The 16,293-nt window shown below is 39.3% G+C and carries 11 protein-coding genes and 1 pseudogene; 6 read left to right on the top strand and 6 right to left on the bottom strand.

The window, feature by feature from the left end; all coding sequences use genetic code 11:
- Positions 1 to 128: 128 nt before the first annotated feature.
- Genes HUS61_RS12325 through HUS61_RS12340 form a run of 4 tightly spaced genes read right to left on the bottom strand, consistent with a single transcriptional unit; the run spans position 129 to position 6,916 of the window.
- A complete protein-coding gene (locus HUS61_RS12325; protein ID WP_016708220.1) occupies positions 129 to 593 on the bottom strand; it encodes a hypothetical protein in 465 nt (154 codons plus the stop codon).
- Complete coding sequence (locus tag HUS61_RS12330; protein WP_016708219.1) at positions 590 to 2,674, bottom strand: hypothetical protein; 2,085 nt, start codon at positions 2,672 to 2,674, stop codon at positions 590 to 592. Before HUS61_RS12330 ends, HUS61_RS12325 begins: the two co-directional genes overlap by 4 nt.
- Positions 2,671 to 5,442 carry a hypothetical protein gene (locus HUS61_RS12335; RefSeq protein WP_074988938.1) on the bottom strand — a complete coding sequence of 924 codons (2,772 nt, stop codon included), beginning with the start codon at positions 5,440 to 5,442 and terminating at the stop codon, positions 2,671 to 2,673. Before HUS61_RS12335 ends, HUS61_RS12330 begins: the two co-directional genes overlap by 4 nt.
- Complete coding sequence (locus HUS61_RS12340) at positions 5,426 to 6,916, bottom strand: site-specific integrase (protein WP_016708217.1); 1,491 nt, start codon at positions 6,914 to 6,916, stop codon at positions 5,426 to 5,428. The genes HUS61_RS12335 and HUS61_RS12340 overlap by 17 nt, the downstream gene beginning before the upstream one ends.
- Before the next feature lie 85 nt (positions 6,917 to 7,001).
- Between HUS61_RS12340 and HUS61_RS12345 the strand changes: the two are divergent.
- The 3 genes and pseudogenes from HUS61_RS12345 to HUS61_RS12355 all read left to right on the top strand — a co-directional run.
- Positions 7,002 to 7,259 (top strand): annotated as a pseudogene (locus HUS61_RS12345) (PhoH family protein); the annotation flags it as partial.
- A 62-nt stretch (positions 7,260 to 7,321) separates the two neighbouring features.
- Positions 7,322 to 10,750 carry a response regulator gene (locus HUS61_RS12350; RefSeq protein WP_175082565.1) on the top strand — a complete coding sequence of 1,143 codons (3,429 nt, stop codon included), beginning with the start codon at positions 7,322 to 7,324 and terminating at the stop codon, positions 10,748 to 10,750.
- On the top strand, positions 10,719 to 11,642 hold the full coding sequence (locus HUS61_RS12355) for a diguanylate cyclase (protein WP_175082566.1): 924 nt from the start codon (positions 10,719 to 10,721) through the stop codon (positions 11,640 to 11,642). Before HUS61_RS12350 ends, HUS61_RS12355 begins: the two co-directional genes overlap by 32 nt.
- Positions 11,643 to 11,674: 32 nt before the next feature.
- Here the strand turns inward: HUS61_RS12355 and HUS61_RS12360 are convergent, their stop codons facing one another.
- Positions 11,675 to 12,055: a DUF3192 domain-containing protein gene (locus HUS61_RS12360; protein ID WP_175082567.1), complete on the bottom strand. Its 381-nt coding sequence runs from the start codon at positions 12,053 to 12,055 to the stop codon at positions 11,675 to 11,677.
- A gap of 163 nt (positions 12,056 to 12,218) precedes the next feature.
- Positions 12,219 to 13,163 (bottom strand): D-2-hydroxyacid dehydrogenase, encoded by a 945-nt coding sequence (locus tag HUS61_RS12365; RefSeq protein ID WP_175082568.1) that lies wholly within the window; start codon positions 13,161 to 13,163, stop codon positions 12,219 to 12,221.
- Positions 13,164 to 13,257: 94 nt separating this feature from the next.
- Between HUS61_RS12365 and zntR the strand changes: the two genes are divergently transcribed.
- From zntR to HUS61_RS12380, 3 genes are all read left to right on the top strand, one after another.
- Complete coding sequence (gene zntR / locus HUS61_RS12370; RefSeq protein WP_082874003.1) at positions 13,258 to 13,671, top strand: Zn(2+)-responsive transcriptional regulator; 414 nt, start codon at positions 13,258 to 13,260, stop codon at positions 13,669 to 13,671.
- Positions 13,655 to 14,935, top strand: a complete 1,281-nt coding sequence (locus tag HUS61_RS12375) for an SO_0444 family Cu/Zn efflux transporter (RefSeq protein WP_175082569.1) — start codon at positions 13,655 to 13,657, stop codon at positions 14,933 to 14,935. Before zntR ends, HUS61_RS12375 begins: the two co-directional genes overlap by 17 nt.
- Before the next feature lie 155 nt (positions 14,936 to 15,090).
- Entirely contained in the window at positions 15,091 to 16,221 is a 1,131-nt protein-coding gene (locus tag HUS61_RS12380) for a 1-acyl-sn-glycerol-3-phosphate acyltransferase (protein WP_054562756.1), read from the top strand.
- The last annotated feature ends 72 nt before the right edge of the window (positions 16,222 to 16,293 follow it).

Raw genomic sequence — 16,293 nt, forward strand, 5'->3', positions numbered from 1 at the left:
CTTTGTAGAATTAAGTTCACATATCCAGATCACTCTGACCGTCTCTTGTTCGCTCTTGCTGCCTGTCAGGTGAAGTCTAAACCTAATCAACAAAACTGTAAGATGAGATATGAGCTACTACATCTAATCTATTGTTTCGTTGAAACTAATTCAATAATTTCACCAGTAGACGTATCCACTCTTATTTCTGTATGTTGCCCTGAGTGCTGAAGTTGATTTTTTAAATCAGCATTAATCAGTTTGAGCTTATCTATTTCAGCGTACATTTCTTGTAATCGCACCAGTAGCTTTTCAAAATCCTTATCGATTTCCTTAGGGTCAATCTCGTTTTTTTGCTTTTCTTTAGCAAGCTTGCTTTTTAGTTCGGCTACCTTTGTTCTGAGTTGTTTTATTAAATTATCTTTATTTTTTTCTTCCCAAGTTAATTGAGCTTTTTCAATATTTTCTCGTAACTTTACCCATTTTTCTTCTTCTTTAGATAGATTTGCAATATTTCTTTTAGCTCTCGTTGCTACTGCATTTTTGGTTATCTTGCTGCCATCAGATTTCATCTCTTCAAAAGCACGTTTTATATCATCGTATGCGCTACTCATGCTTGTTCTCCTTGGTTTGTATGCGCTTTGCCTTCATCTAATACATAGTCAGCTGCTGCTATATTATTTTTCCAGTGAATAGCAAATAGCTCGTAATCTTCTTGCTCTTCTTTGGTTAATGCCGCATATGCCTCTAGTTTCTGCGTTGCTTCTTTTTTTATTATTTGCCAATTGACCTTGTGGCGTTTGGTAATGATTTTACTACCACAATACACACAGCCACTAGGGATTCCTGCTCCTTTTATCTTGCAAGCTTCTCCCGCAGTGCAGTACCCCGTAGGTAAGCCACGTATGTTTTTAATATTTTTGACGAGAAATTTTTTCAGTTCTTCAATTGAACTGAAATGGATCTGCTTAATCACAGTCGAATCTTTACTTTGACTATCAGTAATACCTATTATCAGATCTTTAGATGTTTTATTAATTTGCTCACCAGCACCACCTTTAAGTGATTGTGACTCGGCTTCATCTATTAACTCTTCTGCAACACGGTCAATTAAAATCTCATTAAACTCTTCAGTAGTTTTAATTAAAGTTGTTGAGGCCAAAAATGCTCTTCGAGTATAAACAAACGTCATTAGGCTAGTTAAATGTTTAAATTGATATCTAATATCATCAAGCTCACCTAATTTATTGGCAATGACAAAGTAGGCCAACGTATGTCGAAACATGTGAGCGGTTAATCTAAACGTATCGCCTTCTTCGTATGGGACACCTCTATTCTCTCCTCTAACTTCTTTGTAGTTAGATTCAAGGCGTTCAAGCTCTGCTATATCATCATCGTCTAGAGTTAAGTCAAAAAGCTCAATGTTTTCACTGTTTTTAACCTCAAATTTTGTGAATCGCCCAGTATCGCTAAAACTAACACTACAGCTACTATGTGAAACCCCGAAAAGACGGTTTCTTTCTAACCCTTCTTTCAAATTGTGTGCTTGACTACTTGTTATATTGGCTCTGCATGAAGAAAGTACAGCTTTTGCCCTTTCTTGCATACCGATCACATATTTTTCGTAAATACCAACACACTCATGTACTTCAGCGTTTGAAAACCATTCCATCTCAACCTTACTGTTGTCGGTTTTGGTCATAATTGCCGTAATGTAATAAATATCATCTTTGTAATTGGCACAGCCAACCTTGCATGTAAGTACTTCGTTATATCTCATACCTGTATAGGCCAAGATATTAATGTATGTGGCTAATTTTAAATCTTCTAATTCTTCGGATAATTGAATGAATTCCTCTTCATTGGGTAAGTTTCTTACATGTTTTGCTATTAGCTCACCTGTATTCATTTTGGGCGGTGGTTCAATGGAGCCTTCATGTAAACTATCTATTAAGCGTGCATTTAATTCTAGCCATCGTTCTATCTTATCCTTAGAGTTTTCAACTATTTTTTCTGCAAACTTCAGAATTTTTTTCATTACTTTAGTAGGAATGACAGGGTGCGAATAAGTGACTGGTCTCGGATGGTGTAACTCGTTTAGTTGGTTAAGCACATCAATAAAAACACTACACACCTTAGGGCCAAAAAGACGAAAGCTTCGTTGCACGTCAAATAGTTTAGTAAATGAGTGTGATTGTCTGTAAATAGCTATTTTCCCGACTTCATATAAATAGTCTTTTATGAGATTCCTAATAACTAAGTCAGATTTGAACTCCAACTCATGAAATGAGTGATAACCTCTTTGTCTTAAGAAGGCTGCAATTAAATTTAGATACGTTACATCATTTTGAAGTGTAGAGATTTTTAGAGGTTTACCGCCTACAACATCACCATGTGTGAGTTTAATTAGTGAATAAATTCGAATTTGATATGCTAATTCATCAACACCTTTAAAATTCACATTTCTTTGCGTTTCTTCATAGCTTATCCAAGTGTCATCGCCAAAGTGAATAGTGCCATGTTTAGCAATATTCAATGCTCTGTTTTCCCACAAAGCAATCGAATTAAAAGCGCTAGTATCATCAACTTTAAAATCTTCTAACACCTGAACCAAAGGTTTTATAGTGATTTGACCTGTATGTGTTTTTACAACAGCGATATCAAGTAGTTTTGTTTTAGTTATCTCTTTGGTCATAGCAAACCTGTGTTTTTCCAATGAGGATGAATACCCTCTGTTCTCAATAATTCTTTTCCATCAATCACAGCTTGAGCATTAAGCTTGGCAATATCAGTTAATATTTCGTTAACTCTATTTTTCAACTGCTCTATGTTTTCCAGTTGCTCTGTTACAGAGTCAAATGTTGCGGCTGAGTTTTCCATATCAGCAACAACAAAATCCCGGTATGACAAAAGTTTCCAAACATGCAATGCGTCAGCAACACAGCGATAGAACGGACACCACAAGCATGCGTTAAAGTCGGCACATGCATGCTCGTTTGTATCTCGCTGGTCTAATAATTTCCTGTTTTGAGATTCGAATGCCACTACTGCGGATTTATCTTTTGAGTTAATGCATGTGCCATTCGGGACTTTTTTACCGTCTTCTGGTGGAGTCTGCAAAATGATTACTTTGTCGGTAACATCGCGAACAAAATAGTCTGCCATTGTTTTTGTCGCTCTGTTGATTGTCATTGCAACATCTTTGTTATCTTGCATTAAATAATGACGCAAGAACGTTTCATAAGAGTGCTTGCCAGCTTTTTGATACCACTTAAATTCTTTGGCAACTTTTCGGTAAATGTAGTTAAGCCCTGATTTTCTGATCTTTTGCGAATTAAATACGATATCACACCCAAGCTCAGTCAATATCCTATCTATAGAGGTCTTGAAACGTGATGCTGTTAATAATTGAATCTTTACTTCTCCAATACTATTTACTTTGGGAAAAACAAAAATTCTTTTTGATAGGTTCTCAATAGAAGGGCGGTAAATAGACGTAAGTCTAGTCGCAGCCTTAATATCAAATATTACTGGTTCGACAACGTCGCCGTATAAGACGCCTTCTTTTTCTAGATCTTCGGCTTTAATTTCAAATTTATGCCATTGAGTTTGATAATTAGCTCGGCGTTTAAATAAACGAAGAGCAGGAGTTTTACTTGAATGTAATGGCGTGTTAAAGAAAAATAAGTCGTCAGTATCAAGCTCTAGCGTAGGAGTTGAATTCCAACCAGTTTTCAATATGACTTTTGCTGCATAAAGTGTAACTTTGTCTTTAATTGTGAGTAAGGTCTCAGAAAGCCCTTTTTCTATGTAATATGCTAATTCTACTACTTCTCTATATGAGTAGAGTTTATCTTGATTCTGAGATAGTTGCTCTTGATGTTGTGCAGTTAATTCGGTGTTGACCGGAAAGCTTTTAATAGTATCTAGACCATAAAACGATAGTAATTTGTCGATAGCGCTCTGATATTGATTACCAACAAAAACCGACAAATCGCCTTGTTTTGATTTTAGTTGAATTGCCTCTCTTATAGCCTTTAGTATCTCACAGTTATTTTCAACAAAAGCATGAACCCCATGACTGGCAATAAGCTTCATTTGTTCATCTGTTAATGATGATGCATTTTCTTTCAATGCTCTAGCCATACTACCTATGTAACCTTTGAGAGTGACGATACCTATGCTCTCGCCATCAATTCGCTTTGTAAAAACTTTATGGTATTCGACTAGGTTTTGATAAAATTTATAGGCATTGTCATATACCCACTCATGCTTCTGCCATTCGGTAGTGTCACTTTCTTTAAGGTAATAGCCCAATGAGTAGGGTAATAAACTTTCCTTTGCGATTTTTTCACCCGTAACAAAGTGGTAAAGGTCCAATGCAGCGTTTAGTAGCAGTAAAAACTGCTGGTTATTTTGAGTTTCTTCTTGGTAATGCTTATAAAGGTATTTAAATCCCTGAAGGCCATTTTCTGCAAACCCTTGAATTCCACGCTCACTAAGCAGCTTAATTATTGGTGATGCTACGCTACCAGCACTATTCAACCACCTTGGAAATGATAAAGTTGAGGATCTAACTCTTGTTGTATTAGCTTCCGAAGCGCTTGCTATCTGATTTTTCAAAAAAGCATCAACTTCATTGCCAAATTTGGATGATATGCTTTGTGCATACCCTATTACTTCGGCTTCAGTTTTAAATTGATTGACTCTAGCTTTACCCCACACATCGGGTAGTATAAATTTTAAAAAAGTACGGAAGTTGTGATTGCATATAAATGATGAAACGAATTCCCTATCCTGTAATGTTGCCAATAATGGCAGTTTGACGCGTTCAGTATTCTTAAAAGTATCATGTAGACAAAGATTTATAATAGCTGTCGCAGTTTTGAGGATATTGTCCCTAATAGAAGAATCTTTGAGGCTTAATTCTGGAAGGACGAGATAGTCCAGATATTTATTTAGTAATTTACGAATCTCTTTTACTTGATGGAATTCAAGTTCGAATAATTTAGTTATGTCGATTGAAGTAGCCCCATTTACTAGCCTAAAAGGAGCGTTGATAGCGTTATCATAAAAATGAAACTTAGCTAAGTTTTCTAAGGCTTCTTCTATACGAGTAGCATAACTAGGTAGCTTGACATCATTTATTTCATTAATGCAAAAGTATTCCAGTTCTTGCCAAATTTCAAAGTCTGATAGAGCATTTAATCCCGAAGTTTGAATTGATGTCGCAGTATCTGTACTAACCTTATTAAGGGCTAGAGGAAGAGTATGTTGTAAACTGACACAAGCATTCCGCAAGCGACTCATTGAAATAGCAGTGTCGTCATCTGCGCTAATATTGTTTTCTTTGTCATATGCCCTGTTAAATAAAACGTCTAACTGTTTGGCTAGAACAATTGAATGAGGTTTAAATCTAGCAGGAATACGATTGGACTTCCGCGTTTTAACTTGCTGCTGCATCTTCAGCCTCACGCATCAGTAATTCGTCAACATCACCGTAGATATCTTTCACCCACTCTGACATTGCTCCGTATGCATCCACTGCTACACTTTTGGCAAAGTCGATGTAACGTTTGGTTGTTTTAAAACTTTCGTGACTCATCAAGGTCATTAGTGTCTGTCTGATGGAACTCTCCGATTCACCTTTGTCAATTAGGTATTTAGCGACATAAGTAGCAAAGGTAGCGCGTAAGTCATGGAATGTGCGTAATAGTATTTCTAATCCCTGCTTCCTTTGTTCTTTTCTAACTATGGAAATAGTATTCCCCGGTGTATCTTCGCTTATCCGCGATCCTGAACTATTCATAAACAAAGGAAGCGGATGTTCACTATTGTCCATACCATGATTAGTCTCATGTTTGGTACGTCGCTTCATATTTTGAATTGTCAAAGTGTGATTGTACAAAAGCTTCATTAGAACTCGCGCTATTGTTAATCTCACTGGCTTATGTCCTTTTCGTACAATGTTCAATTTTGGAATACGTTTCTCGTTTTCTTTTTCATCAGGATCAAAAAGGTCTTTCTGGTCGATGGCTGAAATCTCAAAAGAACGAAGTCCACCTAGCAAAGCACATTGCAAATAAAGCTTATAAGTCTCTTTTTGAGCCGTATCCGTCTCCAGCAACTGTTTAAGTTCTTTTGGAGAATATGGTTGTAGATCTTTTTCGGGTGAGTCTTCCTTTTGTTTCAATGTATTTGGAATGCTCAAATTACTAACCCACTTCCATAAGCCTCCAGAACGTGTGTTGCTAGTAGGTAATTGAAACAATGAACTTACACTTGATTTAGCTTTCGATTTAATACGTACCTGTTTGTATTCAAGTGAGAAGGGGAGGCTATCTATAGCCCCGCGCTTATGGCTCCATATATAGAATGCTTTAACAGCTCTAATTCGTTCTTGAGCGCTGTTAAAGCTTATGCGTTTAGACTTATCTTTGGTTTCGACTCTTTCACATAAATGTTTGTGATATCTCCACACAGGTAACCTAGAAATATCATCATCTACAGATTGTTTTGAAAGTGGTGCAGCTATTACTTCAAAATAGGATGCATCATCTTTATCCAACCAATCTAAGAAAGCTTTTAAGTGCTTAGCTATACTGCAAACAGACTTAACATCTAATGGCTTTCCCGGTTGGCTGGCATGATAAGCGTCACTAAAAGCCTCATTGTCTATTTGATTCTTTTTGAGACTGAAATGACCTTCAAAGCGGTGCATTAAAAATAAGTTCATTTCTTGGCATTCGGTGAAGCGAGTCGGGTGATATAGCACTGGAAAATTAGGTTCTATTTTATCGTGCCTATATGAGTGAGTTCTGATGCCTTTTTCAGTCTTAATAGGTTGCCCTGATTTATCGAGATGAAAAGACATTCCTTTTCCAAAGTTGACTGATGTTTTAATTATTTTAGTTTTTGTTGTATTTCGAAGTATCATTTTCGTTCACCTTTGATTCTTAGCTAGAGTATGTGTGTAAAAGCTTTTTTGTTCAAGTTTATTAAGGGTATGATAGTATTATATCAATTCGGGGGTGATTTTGGATGAAAGTCAAAACTTAACTGCTTCACAACTGAAGACCATTATTACTCGCTGCGGCGAAGGCACTAAACTCATTTGCTCAGGTAACCTAGCGCAAATTGATAGTAATTACCTCACGCCAGTTACCTCAGGCTTAACTTATATTGTTGAACGTTTTAAAGATTTTCAGGGCAGTGCCACTGTTAACTTAAACGGTGTGGTACGTAGCCGCTTAGCCAGCTTTGCTGAAGAAAATTTATAACTTGCCAGTATTCCTATGCCTCGTTAACCTAGCTGTTATCGAGGTAAGGTACTTATAAGCCAGTGAATTTTTTACCGTTAAAGCATTACTATCGCTCTTTGGCAGTGGCACTTATTGTGCCACTGCTGGTGGCGTTTTTTTTGTGTTTACACCTATATAATTTAAAACTTGAGCGGGCGATAGAAAGCAGGCAAAACGGTTTTGATAATATATCAGCTCAGCTTAGCCATGCTATGAGTGCCGCAGATGGCCTTATAGACACCATGTTCAAGCTTTACGAGCAGCCACTTTCTTATGATTTTGATCCTAGTTGGGCACGCAATGTGAACCAGTTTGATCACTATTATTACCAAAGTGTTGGTGATGGAGTGGGGGAGGTTGTCGGGCAAGGAAAGTTTGCCTCAACCGCTTATGCAATTAATCAATGGCGACGAGTTATTGCCCTCGGCCCGTCTTTTAATACCACGCTGTCGCTTATTCAATCTTTAGAGGCGGTTGCTTATGTTAATGAGCAAGGCTTTGTTTATATTAAGCGCCGTAGCACAGCAAAAAGTGAATTTCTGACCAGCGTGTTAGATAACAAATTTCGACCTTTATCAATAAATAGCAACAAACTTGCTTCGAGCTCTGTATTGACGATTAATGGTCATGCCTACTTTGCTATTGGCAAGCAACGAGCTGCCAATAGTCGTGATTACATCGTGTTGATTTATGACCTTAAAGCAATTTCTAACTGGTTAAAAAAAATAGCGCCTAACTATGGTGAGTATATTTTTATCAACCAAGATAACCAAGTTATTGCCAGCTCAAAAACAGCACTTAATACTGCCATTAGTGCTAGCGAGCATTGGCCGAATGTCGCTGTAGATATGAGCAAGAATAACCACAGTCATTTAGTGCAAGAAGCAACAAACTTACCTATTTACACTCGTTTCTATGAATCAAAGCAAGCCCTGAGTGAACCGGTAGGCTACGACATTTTTTTAGAATTCGCATTTTTGAGTGTGTTTTTAGTGATGATGTTCAGCGCTGTTTTTTGGTTAAGTCAGCGTATTTTTGTAAAACCAATGACACACTTGATGAATTATCTTGAGCAGCATGATGAAGGCAAACAAGCGTTAGTTCATTATCGTATTCCTGTTGATTGGCAGCCTTGGTTCAGCCGTGTGAAAAAGGTGTTTAGCCGTAATGAAGAGCTCGTTCAGTCGTTACAAGAGGCAAATAAAGCGCTTGATTCGCAAGTACAGGTAAAATCAAAACAATTACGCCGTAGTATTGATGCGAAAGAGCGTCACTTAGCGCTATTAAATACCATGCTCAATAACGTACCGGATCTAATTTATTTTAAGAATATTGATGGTTCATTTTTAGGCTGTAATAAGGCGTATGAGCGCTATATCGGCTTGCCACAAGAGAAGTTAGTTGGGCAGCAATTATGTGATATTAGCGATGATAATGGCGAGTTAAACGAGCTTGAAAAGCAAGTACTCAAAGACCGCCAAGCTTATCAAAAAAGATTGACCACAGAAGATAACAGTTATCTATTTAGCATCGTGCCATTTTATAACGAGCATCAGCAATTTCTCGGCACCATGGCGATTGGTCGTGATATTACCGAGCAGCATAATGCGCTCAATGCATTACAAAGCTCCGAAGCAAAATTACGTAGCGCCATGGAGTATGCCGCTAATGGGGTGCTGTTGGTATCGCTTGACGATCAGGTGCTGCAAGCAAATAAAGCGGCACGTAAAATCTTTGCAATTGAAAACGCCAATGAGCTCAAATTAATAGACTTATTTGCTGAGACGTCTTATCAGACATTAAAAAATACCCTGACAGAGCTGTTGCATGAGAAGAAAAAAGTTTATCACTTTAGTCTTGAACAGCAAGATCTACAGCGCTGGCTACAAATTAGTGTGTCATTAGTTTGGAATGCTGAGCAAACCCCTGATTACTATGTTGTTCATGTACAGGATGTGACGGATTTAGTAAAAGCAAAAGATGACGCAGAGCGGGCTACATTAGCTAAGAGCCGCTTCATTGCAAACCTTAGTCATGAAATACGCACACCACTCAATGCTGTACTAGGCTTAATTGACGTGATTGCATTGCAAGGTTTAACACAGCCGCAGCGTAATCATGCCGAACAAGCAAAATCAGCAGCCAATAGCTTGCTTACTTTATTGAATCGTATGCTCGACTTTGCCCGCGCTGAAAGCTCGCAAGTACAACTTAACAAAGCCCCTTTTAGCGTACCTGACTTAATCGACTACTGTCAGGGAATAACAGCCCCTTTATGCGCAAATAAAGATATCGAGTTTAAAGTCGAATGCGATAAAAGCATTAGCGATAACTTAGTGGGTGATCAAATTTGCTTGCAGCAAGTACTGGCTAATTTACTGACCAACGCTGCCAAATTCACCGAACAAGGCACAGTGACATTAAACTTAATGCTGGTGGAAGAGTCAGCTGAGCAGCAACTCATTTGCTTTACTGTTAAAGACACCGGTATTGGTATTAGCAAGGCAGATCAAAGCCGCTTATTTGATGCATTTACTCAAGGTGATGAATCATTAACGCGCTCTCATCAGGGGGTTGGTTTAGGCTTAGCGATTGTTAAGTACGAAGTTGCGCTAATGGGAGGCGAAATTAAGCTGGAAAGCGAAAAAGGTAAAGGCAGTGAGTTTTGCTTTTGCTTACAGCTAGATAAAGCCGCGGAGCCTGTGAAAAAAGAGCTGGTTTCATTGCCTTCTAGTACTGATTTATCTGGCATGTTAGTGCTGGCTGTGGATGATAACCCGCTTAATTTAAGCATTATTAAAAGCATTTTAGAGCAAATTGATGTCACCGTTGTGTGTGCACATAGTGGTGAAAAAGGCATTGAGCTGGCAAATAGCTTAAGGCCCGATCTCATTTTTATGGATATTCAGATGCCAGAAATGGATGGTTGTCAGGCAACGCGTATTATTCGTCAGTCATTCACCAAAGAGCAAATGCCGATTTACGCACTCACTGCACACAGTGAAAGCGAAGATATTGAGCATTCCATCGCGGCGGGTATGAATAAGCATTTAACTAAACCGATTGTTGCTAGTAAGTTGTTTTTAGCAATGAGTGAACTTGATAACACAAAAGAAGTCTTTTTTGATCAAGCTTTTATACTGTCTCAGTTTGCAAACAATACTAAGTTAGTATTAACTATGTTGTCGAAGTTTGCGACTATGGCAGCAGAGCAGTTATTACAAATCTCTACATTAAAAACTACCGATGAGTTGGTCCGTGTGGTTCATAATGTAAAAGGGTCAGCCGGAAATCTCGGTTTTAAGCGATTGTCAGCGTGCGCTCAGCAATGTGAAGCTAGGCTTAAAGCAGATGGCGAACTGCCCGAACAATTAAATGATGAATTGCAGTGGCAAATAAAACAGGTCATCGCATTCATCATCGAACAAGGATCTACTGATGTTGAAAAGAGCCAAGGTACTGATTGTTGATGACGATCCGTTAAACCGCTTGGTATTAGAGAAAACATTGCAGCAAGACTATGATGTTTTTTGTGTTGAGAGTGGCGAAAAAGCACTGACGTTTTTAAAAACGCAAACTGTTGATTTGTTGATCTTGGATATTGTAATGCCCGGCATTGACGGCTACGAAGTGCTTACTAAGTTAAAAGAAAGCGCGACTACCAGTATGTTGCCTGTAATATTCATTTCTGCCAATACCAGTCACGATGATGAAGCGAAAGGCCTTGAATTAGGCGCGATGGACTACATCACTAAACCATTTAGTGCTGCTATTGTGCGTGCTCGAGTGCGTAATCAGCTGCTGATCAAACAAAAAAATGACTTGCTAGAAATGCTCGCCTCAATTGATGGCCTAACCGAGATCCCTAACCGACGTTATTTGGATGAAAATTTAGCGCGAGAGTGGCGTCGTTGCCGTCGAGATCAAACCCCGTTATCGGTGTTATTGATGGATGTTGATCACTTCAAACGTTACAACGATTGCTATGGTCACCGAGCAGGTGATGATTGCTTAAAACAAATTGCTCATGCCTTAGTTGGGGCGTGTGAACGAGGCAGTGACTTTGTTGCTCGTTATGGTGGTGAAGAGTTTGCTGCGGTGTTACCCAATACTTCAGCTAAAGAGGCTATGTCGTTTGCAAATAAACTGCGCAATGCGGTGAATGATTTAAACATCCCTCACAAAGCGTCGCTAAATGCCGAACATGTCACAATTAGTATTGGTATTGCGACCACAGAAAATGGTCAGGTTTATGCAGAACAAGCCTTACTTGAAGAAGCTGATTTAGGTCTTTATCAGGCTAAAGATGCCGGACGAGATCAGATAGTATCGAGAATGATCGCAGTAAATGAACATGAGTAGGCAAAGCCTACTCGCTCGTTTCAAATTATTTATTAACCATTGCTAAGTGATTTATAAATCGTATCACCCACGCCAATTAACTTATCATTTTTAAATACGAGTGGCGTACACTCGTCTTTAGTCATCTTGCCATCAGAGTGAATACTATGTGTTGCATAGAATAATACTTGGTAAACATCATCACCTTGCTTTAATAACTCGGTAAAGTTAGGTGTATTTAGTTTGTTTAATACAGTTTGGTAGCTCGTATCTAATGCAAGATTAGAAATCACTTCACGGTTATTTTTATGCTGTTGCTGCCAGCTAGAAGAGTTACCAGCCCAATGTGTATCGGCTTCGCCGTCAGAAACAGCAATGACACAACCAGTTAAAAATGGTGCAGTTAGCGCGGCAATTAGAAGTGCTTTTTTCATGTTATTTTATCCCGAAGAAATTGTTTTATAGTTATTCACTTAAAAGCAAACTGCTTGCCAAACTTATAAATTGTAACTAAATCAATTGTTTATGTTGTTTTTAGTCAATGGGCTAAGTAATAAATTGCTAACTACTTAGCTCTATTGACTAATAAGTTGCGGTTTAGACCAACCTGTTACGTGCTTCGCCTTGATTAAATGCCTGGATATTTAATGCAATTTCGTTAACTAGGCGCACGATAGATTCTTGGCTGGCCCATGCGATATGTGGAGTAAGTAATAAATTTTTACCTTTGTATAGTGCCAGCGGGTTTTCTTGCTCTGCGGGTTCTTTACTAAGTACATCAACACCGGCTCCAGCAATAACATTATTAGCTAATGCGTCAGCTAAATCGGCTTCGTTGATGATCCCACCACGAGCAGTATTAATGATGATAGCTGACGGTTTCATCATGCTTAATTCTGCCGCAGCGATTTGGTTGCGCGTTTCATCAGTAAGCGGGCAGTGAACACTAATGATATCGGCTGTGGTTAGGGCATCATTGAAACTAACACGACCTTGACGAGGCGTTTGGCCTTTTCGTTCACTAATGATGACATTGGCACCAAAGGCGCGTGCTACATCGGCAACGGCTTTACCCAGTGAACCATAGCCAACAATAGCCAGTGTTTTACCGGCAATTTCATTAAAGCTGTAATCTAAACGGCAAAACATAGGGCTTTGCTGCCATAAGCCTTGCTGGCAATCATTAATGTATCTGTGAGTATTGCCCAGTAAATTAGTGATAAGAGTAAAGGTATGCTGCACCACACTCGGTGTTGAATAGCCCGCGACATTTGTCACTGCGATGTTATGCTCTTTGGCTGCTACCAAATCAATATTGTTAGTCCCTGTCGCTGCAACGCATATTAATTTTAAATTAGGTAATTTGCTCATGGCGTGCTGATCAATCACCACTTTATTACTGATAACGATATCTGCATCTTGGCAGCGCTCAACAACCTGTTCTTGAGCGGTTAAATCGTAACAGGTTAACTTACCTAATTGCGCTAAGGCATCTAACGAAGTGTTGGCTAATGTCGCTGCATCAAGGACAGTAATATTCATGTGCTTTCCTTTTTTAATTTATTGCTTGACCTTGGGGTGTACTCCAAGGTTTATAGTGAGCATAATAAATAAACGCTTCACAATGGAGACGGTGATGAAAATAGGTGAGTTTGCCCGTCAGTTGGGTGTCTCAACAGATACGCTACGGTACTACGAAAAGCATGGTTTGTTAACGCCTAGTTCGCGTTCAGACGTGGGATATCGTTTTTATTCTGAGAATGACTATAAACAAATGGCGTTTATTCTCAGAGCAAAGAATGTTGGCTTTAGTCTGGCTGAGATCAAAGAGCTACTGCAAATTAAGTTTCATAAAGATCAGCATTCTTGTCATGAAGTTAAAGAGATGACGTTACAAAAACGTGATCTCGTTGCACAACGAATTGCAGAGCTTACTCGCTTTTATGACTCACTTTCATTATTAGCAGATAAATGTTGTGGCGGAGAAGAACCTGCTGAAAACTGCTCAATACTAACGACGCTGGAGGATATCGATGGACTTACTCAATAATTTTTGGCATCTGTTTTTACTCTCAGCGCCTTGGTTAATGCTGGGCTTATTCATAGCAGGTCTTCTCAATGTGTATTTGCCTGCTAACTTTCTTAACCGACATTTAGGCAAAGAAGGGTTATGGACCACAGTTAAAGCAGCCTTTATTGGTGCCCCAATGCCCTTGTGCTCATGTGGTGTGATCCCTGCGGCCATTGGTTTAAGAAGGGCAGGAGCGTCAAAAAGTGCTACCACAGCATTTTTAGTTTCAACCCCTGAAACTGGGGTCGATTCGGTTTCGGTTTCTTATGTGTTACTAGGTCCATTTATGGCGGTGATACGTCCTATTGCCGCCGTGTGTAGTGCCATTGTGGCCGGTGTCTTAGTAGGGAAAGACAGTGAACTTCATCAAGTGCAAAGTTCAGAATCAGATGAAAAAGACTTAGAATCAACATCTTGTTGTAGCAGTAAACAGCTTGAGCCTGTGACTACAGCGAGTTGTTGTAGCAAAGAGGCATCTACTAAGCCCGCACAAAGTTGTTGTAGTAAGCAATCACCTCAAGAACTTGAGCCTGCTAAAACAACAAGTTGTTGTAGTAGCAAGGAATCGCAACCAACACAGGAGCCGCAACACAGTTGCGCAACTGAAAAAGCAGCACCTTCGCAGAAAAGCTGTTGCAGCACTGAGCAGTCAACTAAAGTCGTTGAAAGTCGTTTTAGCAAACTGAAACGCGCGGTGAGCTTTAGTTGTAACAAGCTGCTTGAAGACACCATGATTTGGCTAATGATCGGTTTATTTTTTGCTGCTCTGGTACAAACTTATGTACCAGAATCTTATTTAAGCCAATGGGGTAATGGCATTCTGGCGATGCTGGTGGTTATTTTAATCAGTATTCCTATGTATATTTGTGCTACTGCATCGACACCTATCGCGGCAGGCTTATTACTCAGTGGTGTGTCTCCGGGGGCGGTGTTGGTGTTTATGTTGGCAGGGCCGGCAACTAACATTGCAACGCTTGGTGTGGTTGGAAAAGAGCTTGGCAAGCGTGCGGTATTTGCCTACTTAATAGGAGTGATTGGCACGGCGCTGGCATTTGGCTTTTTAACCGATTATTTAGTGGCGCAATATGGTTTTGTGGTGGCGCCGATGATGGGGGAAGAGCATGAAGTTCTACCACATTGGTTAAGCCTTGGGGCAGGTATTGTGTTGGCAATTTTAATGCTTAGATTACTGCTAAAAATGGTATTAAAAAAGGCGTCGCAAACTGGTAAGAGCATTGCTTAATTGTTTGTTATAAATATATATTTTCCACATTAATTGGCATTTAATTTGGTTAACTATCGCGTCTCGGTTCGCATTTAAAATTGCCTGAGTTATAATCCGCCAATTATTTTTAACGGCACGCTCTGCGTGCCGTTTTTTAACTTAAGTAGTTTTTAATGAGTGAAAGTGTGGATAAATACGCCGACATAAGACCTTACAATGATGATGAAGTAGCTGATTCAGTAGCGCGTTTGATTGCTGATAATGCCTTTGTAGATGTAATCGCTAAGTATAACCTACCGCGCTTTTTATCGAACTTCCCATTTATTACTCGCCCATTAGTGCGCAGTCAGCTGCGTAAAAAGTGGGGCAACACCGCATCGGTTGAGCAAGTTCAGCATGAAGTGGCTGATTATTTAAATAAACTAATCACCCGTACGACTTCAGAAGTGACGTTTTCGGGCATCGATAAACTAGACCCAAAACAAGCTTACTTATTTATCTCTAATCACCGCGATATCGTGCTTGATCCTGCGTTGGTGAATTGGGGCTTGTTCAAGCACAACATGCCGACAGTTCGCATCGCAATTGGTGATAACTTACTGCAAATTCCTTATATCACTGAGTTAATGCGTTTAAACAAAAGCTTTATTGTAAAGCGCTCAGCGAAAGCTCCGAAAGAGATGTTAAAAGCGTTGTCGCAGCTGTCTGCTTATATCTATGACTCACTTGCTGAAGGCCACTCAATTTGGATAGCGCAAAAAGAAGGCCGAGCAAAAGACGGTTTTGATCAAACAGATCCTGCCTTACTTAAAATGTTGCAGTTACAAGGTCGTAAGCAGAAAAAAGAATTTGCTGAGTACGTACGCGAATTAAAAATTGTGCCAGTGTCTATCTCTTATCAATACGAGCCATGCGCGATTGCTAAAGCGAAAGAGCTTTATCATAAACAGCAACATGGTCAGTATGTGAAACAGCAAGGTGAAGATATTGCTAGTATTGTTGAAGGCTTTAGTACAGCTAAAGGGCATGTACATTTAGCGTTTGGCGAACCAATTGAATCGGGCTGCGAATCACCTGAAGAGCTGGCAAAAACCATTGATCAGCAAATTGTTGATTCGTTTTTCTTACACCCTGGTAACTACATAGCGGGTGGTTGTACGCAAGCTGTGATTGACGAAAAAGATGCTGCAGCTTTTAACGAGCGACTAGCAAAAGTGCCAGAGGAGCTAAAACCTTTGGTATTAGCTATGTATGCTAAACCTTTTCATCGTAAAGCAGAACTTGCCACAAGCGAATCTGAGTAAGCGAAACAGATAGTTTAAGAAGCCACTTTATAAAGTGGCTTTTTTTATGGTTAATTTTCAGGCTATACTTTT

This window comes from Pseudoalteromonas sp. 0802 (assembly GCF_013350085.1).
In the GTDB taxonomy this organism is placed as follows: Bacteria; Pseudomonadota; Gammaproteobacteria; order Enterobacterales; family Alteromonadaceae; genus Pseudoalteromonas.

Coding starts and splice junctions, on each gene's coding strand:
- HUS61_RS12375 (WP_175082569.1), top strand. CDS start 13,655: ATGGACTTACTCAATAATTTTTGGCATCTGTTTTTACTCTCAGCGCCT.
- HUS61_RS12340 (WP_016708217.1), bottom strand. CDS start 6,916: ATGATACTTCGAAATACAACAAAAACTAAAATAATTAAAACATCAGTC.
- HUS61_RS12360 (WP_175082567.1), bottom strand. CDS start 12,055: ATGAAAAAAGCACTTCTAATTGCCGCGCTAACTGCACCATTTTTAACT.
- HUS61_RS12335 (WP_074988938.1), bottom strand. CDS start 5,442: ATGCAGCAGCAAGTTAAAACGCGGAAGTCCAATCGTATTCCTGCTAGA.
- HUS61_RS12325 (WP_016708220.1), bottom strand. CDS start 593: ATGAGTAGCGCATACGATGATATAAAACGTGCTTTTGAAGAGATGAAA.
- HUS61_RS12355 (WP_175082566.1), top strand. CDS start 10,719: ATGTTGAAAAGAGCCAAGGTACTGATTGTTGATGACGATCCGTTAAAC.
- HUS61_RS12330 (WP_016708219.1), bottom strand. CDS start 2,674: ATGACCAAAGAGATAACTAAAACAAAACTACTTGATATCGCTGTTGTA.
- HUS61_RS12365 (WP_175082568.1), bottom strand. CDS start 13,163: ATGAATATTACTGTCCTTGATGCAGCGACATTAGCCAACACTTCGTTA.
- zntR (WP_082874003.1), top strand. CDS start 13,258: ATGAAAATAGGTGAGTTTGCCCGTCAGTTGGGTGTCTCAACAGATACG.
- HUS61_RS12380 (WP_054562756.1), top strand. CDS start 15,091: ATGAGTGAAAGTGTGGATAAATACGCCGACATAAGACCTTACAATGAT.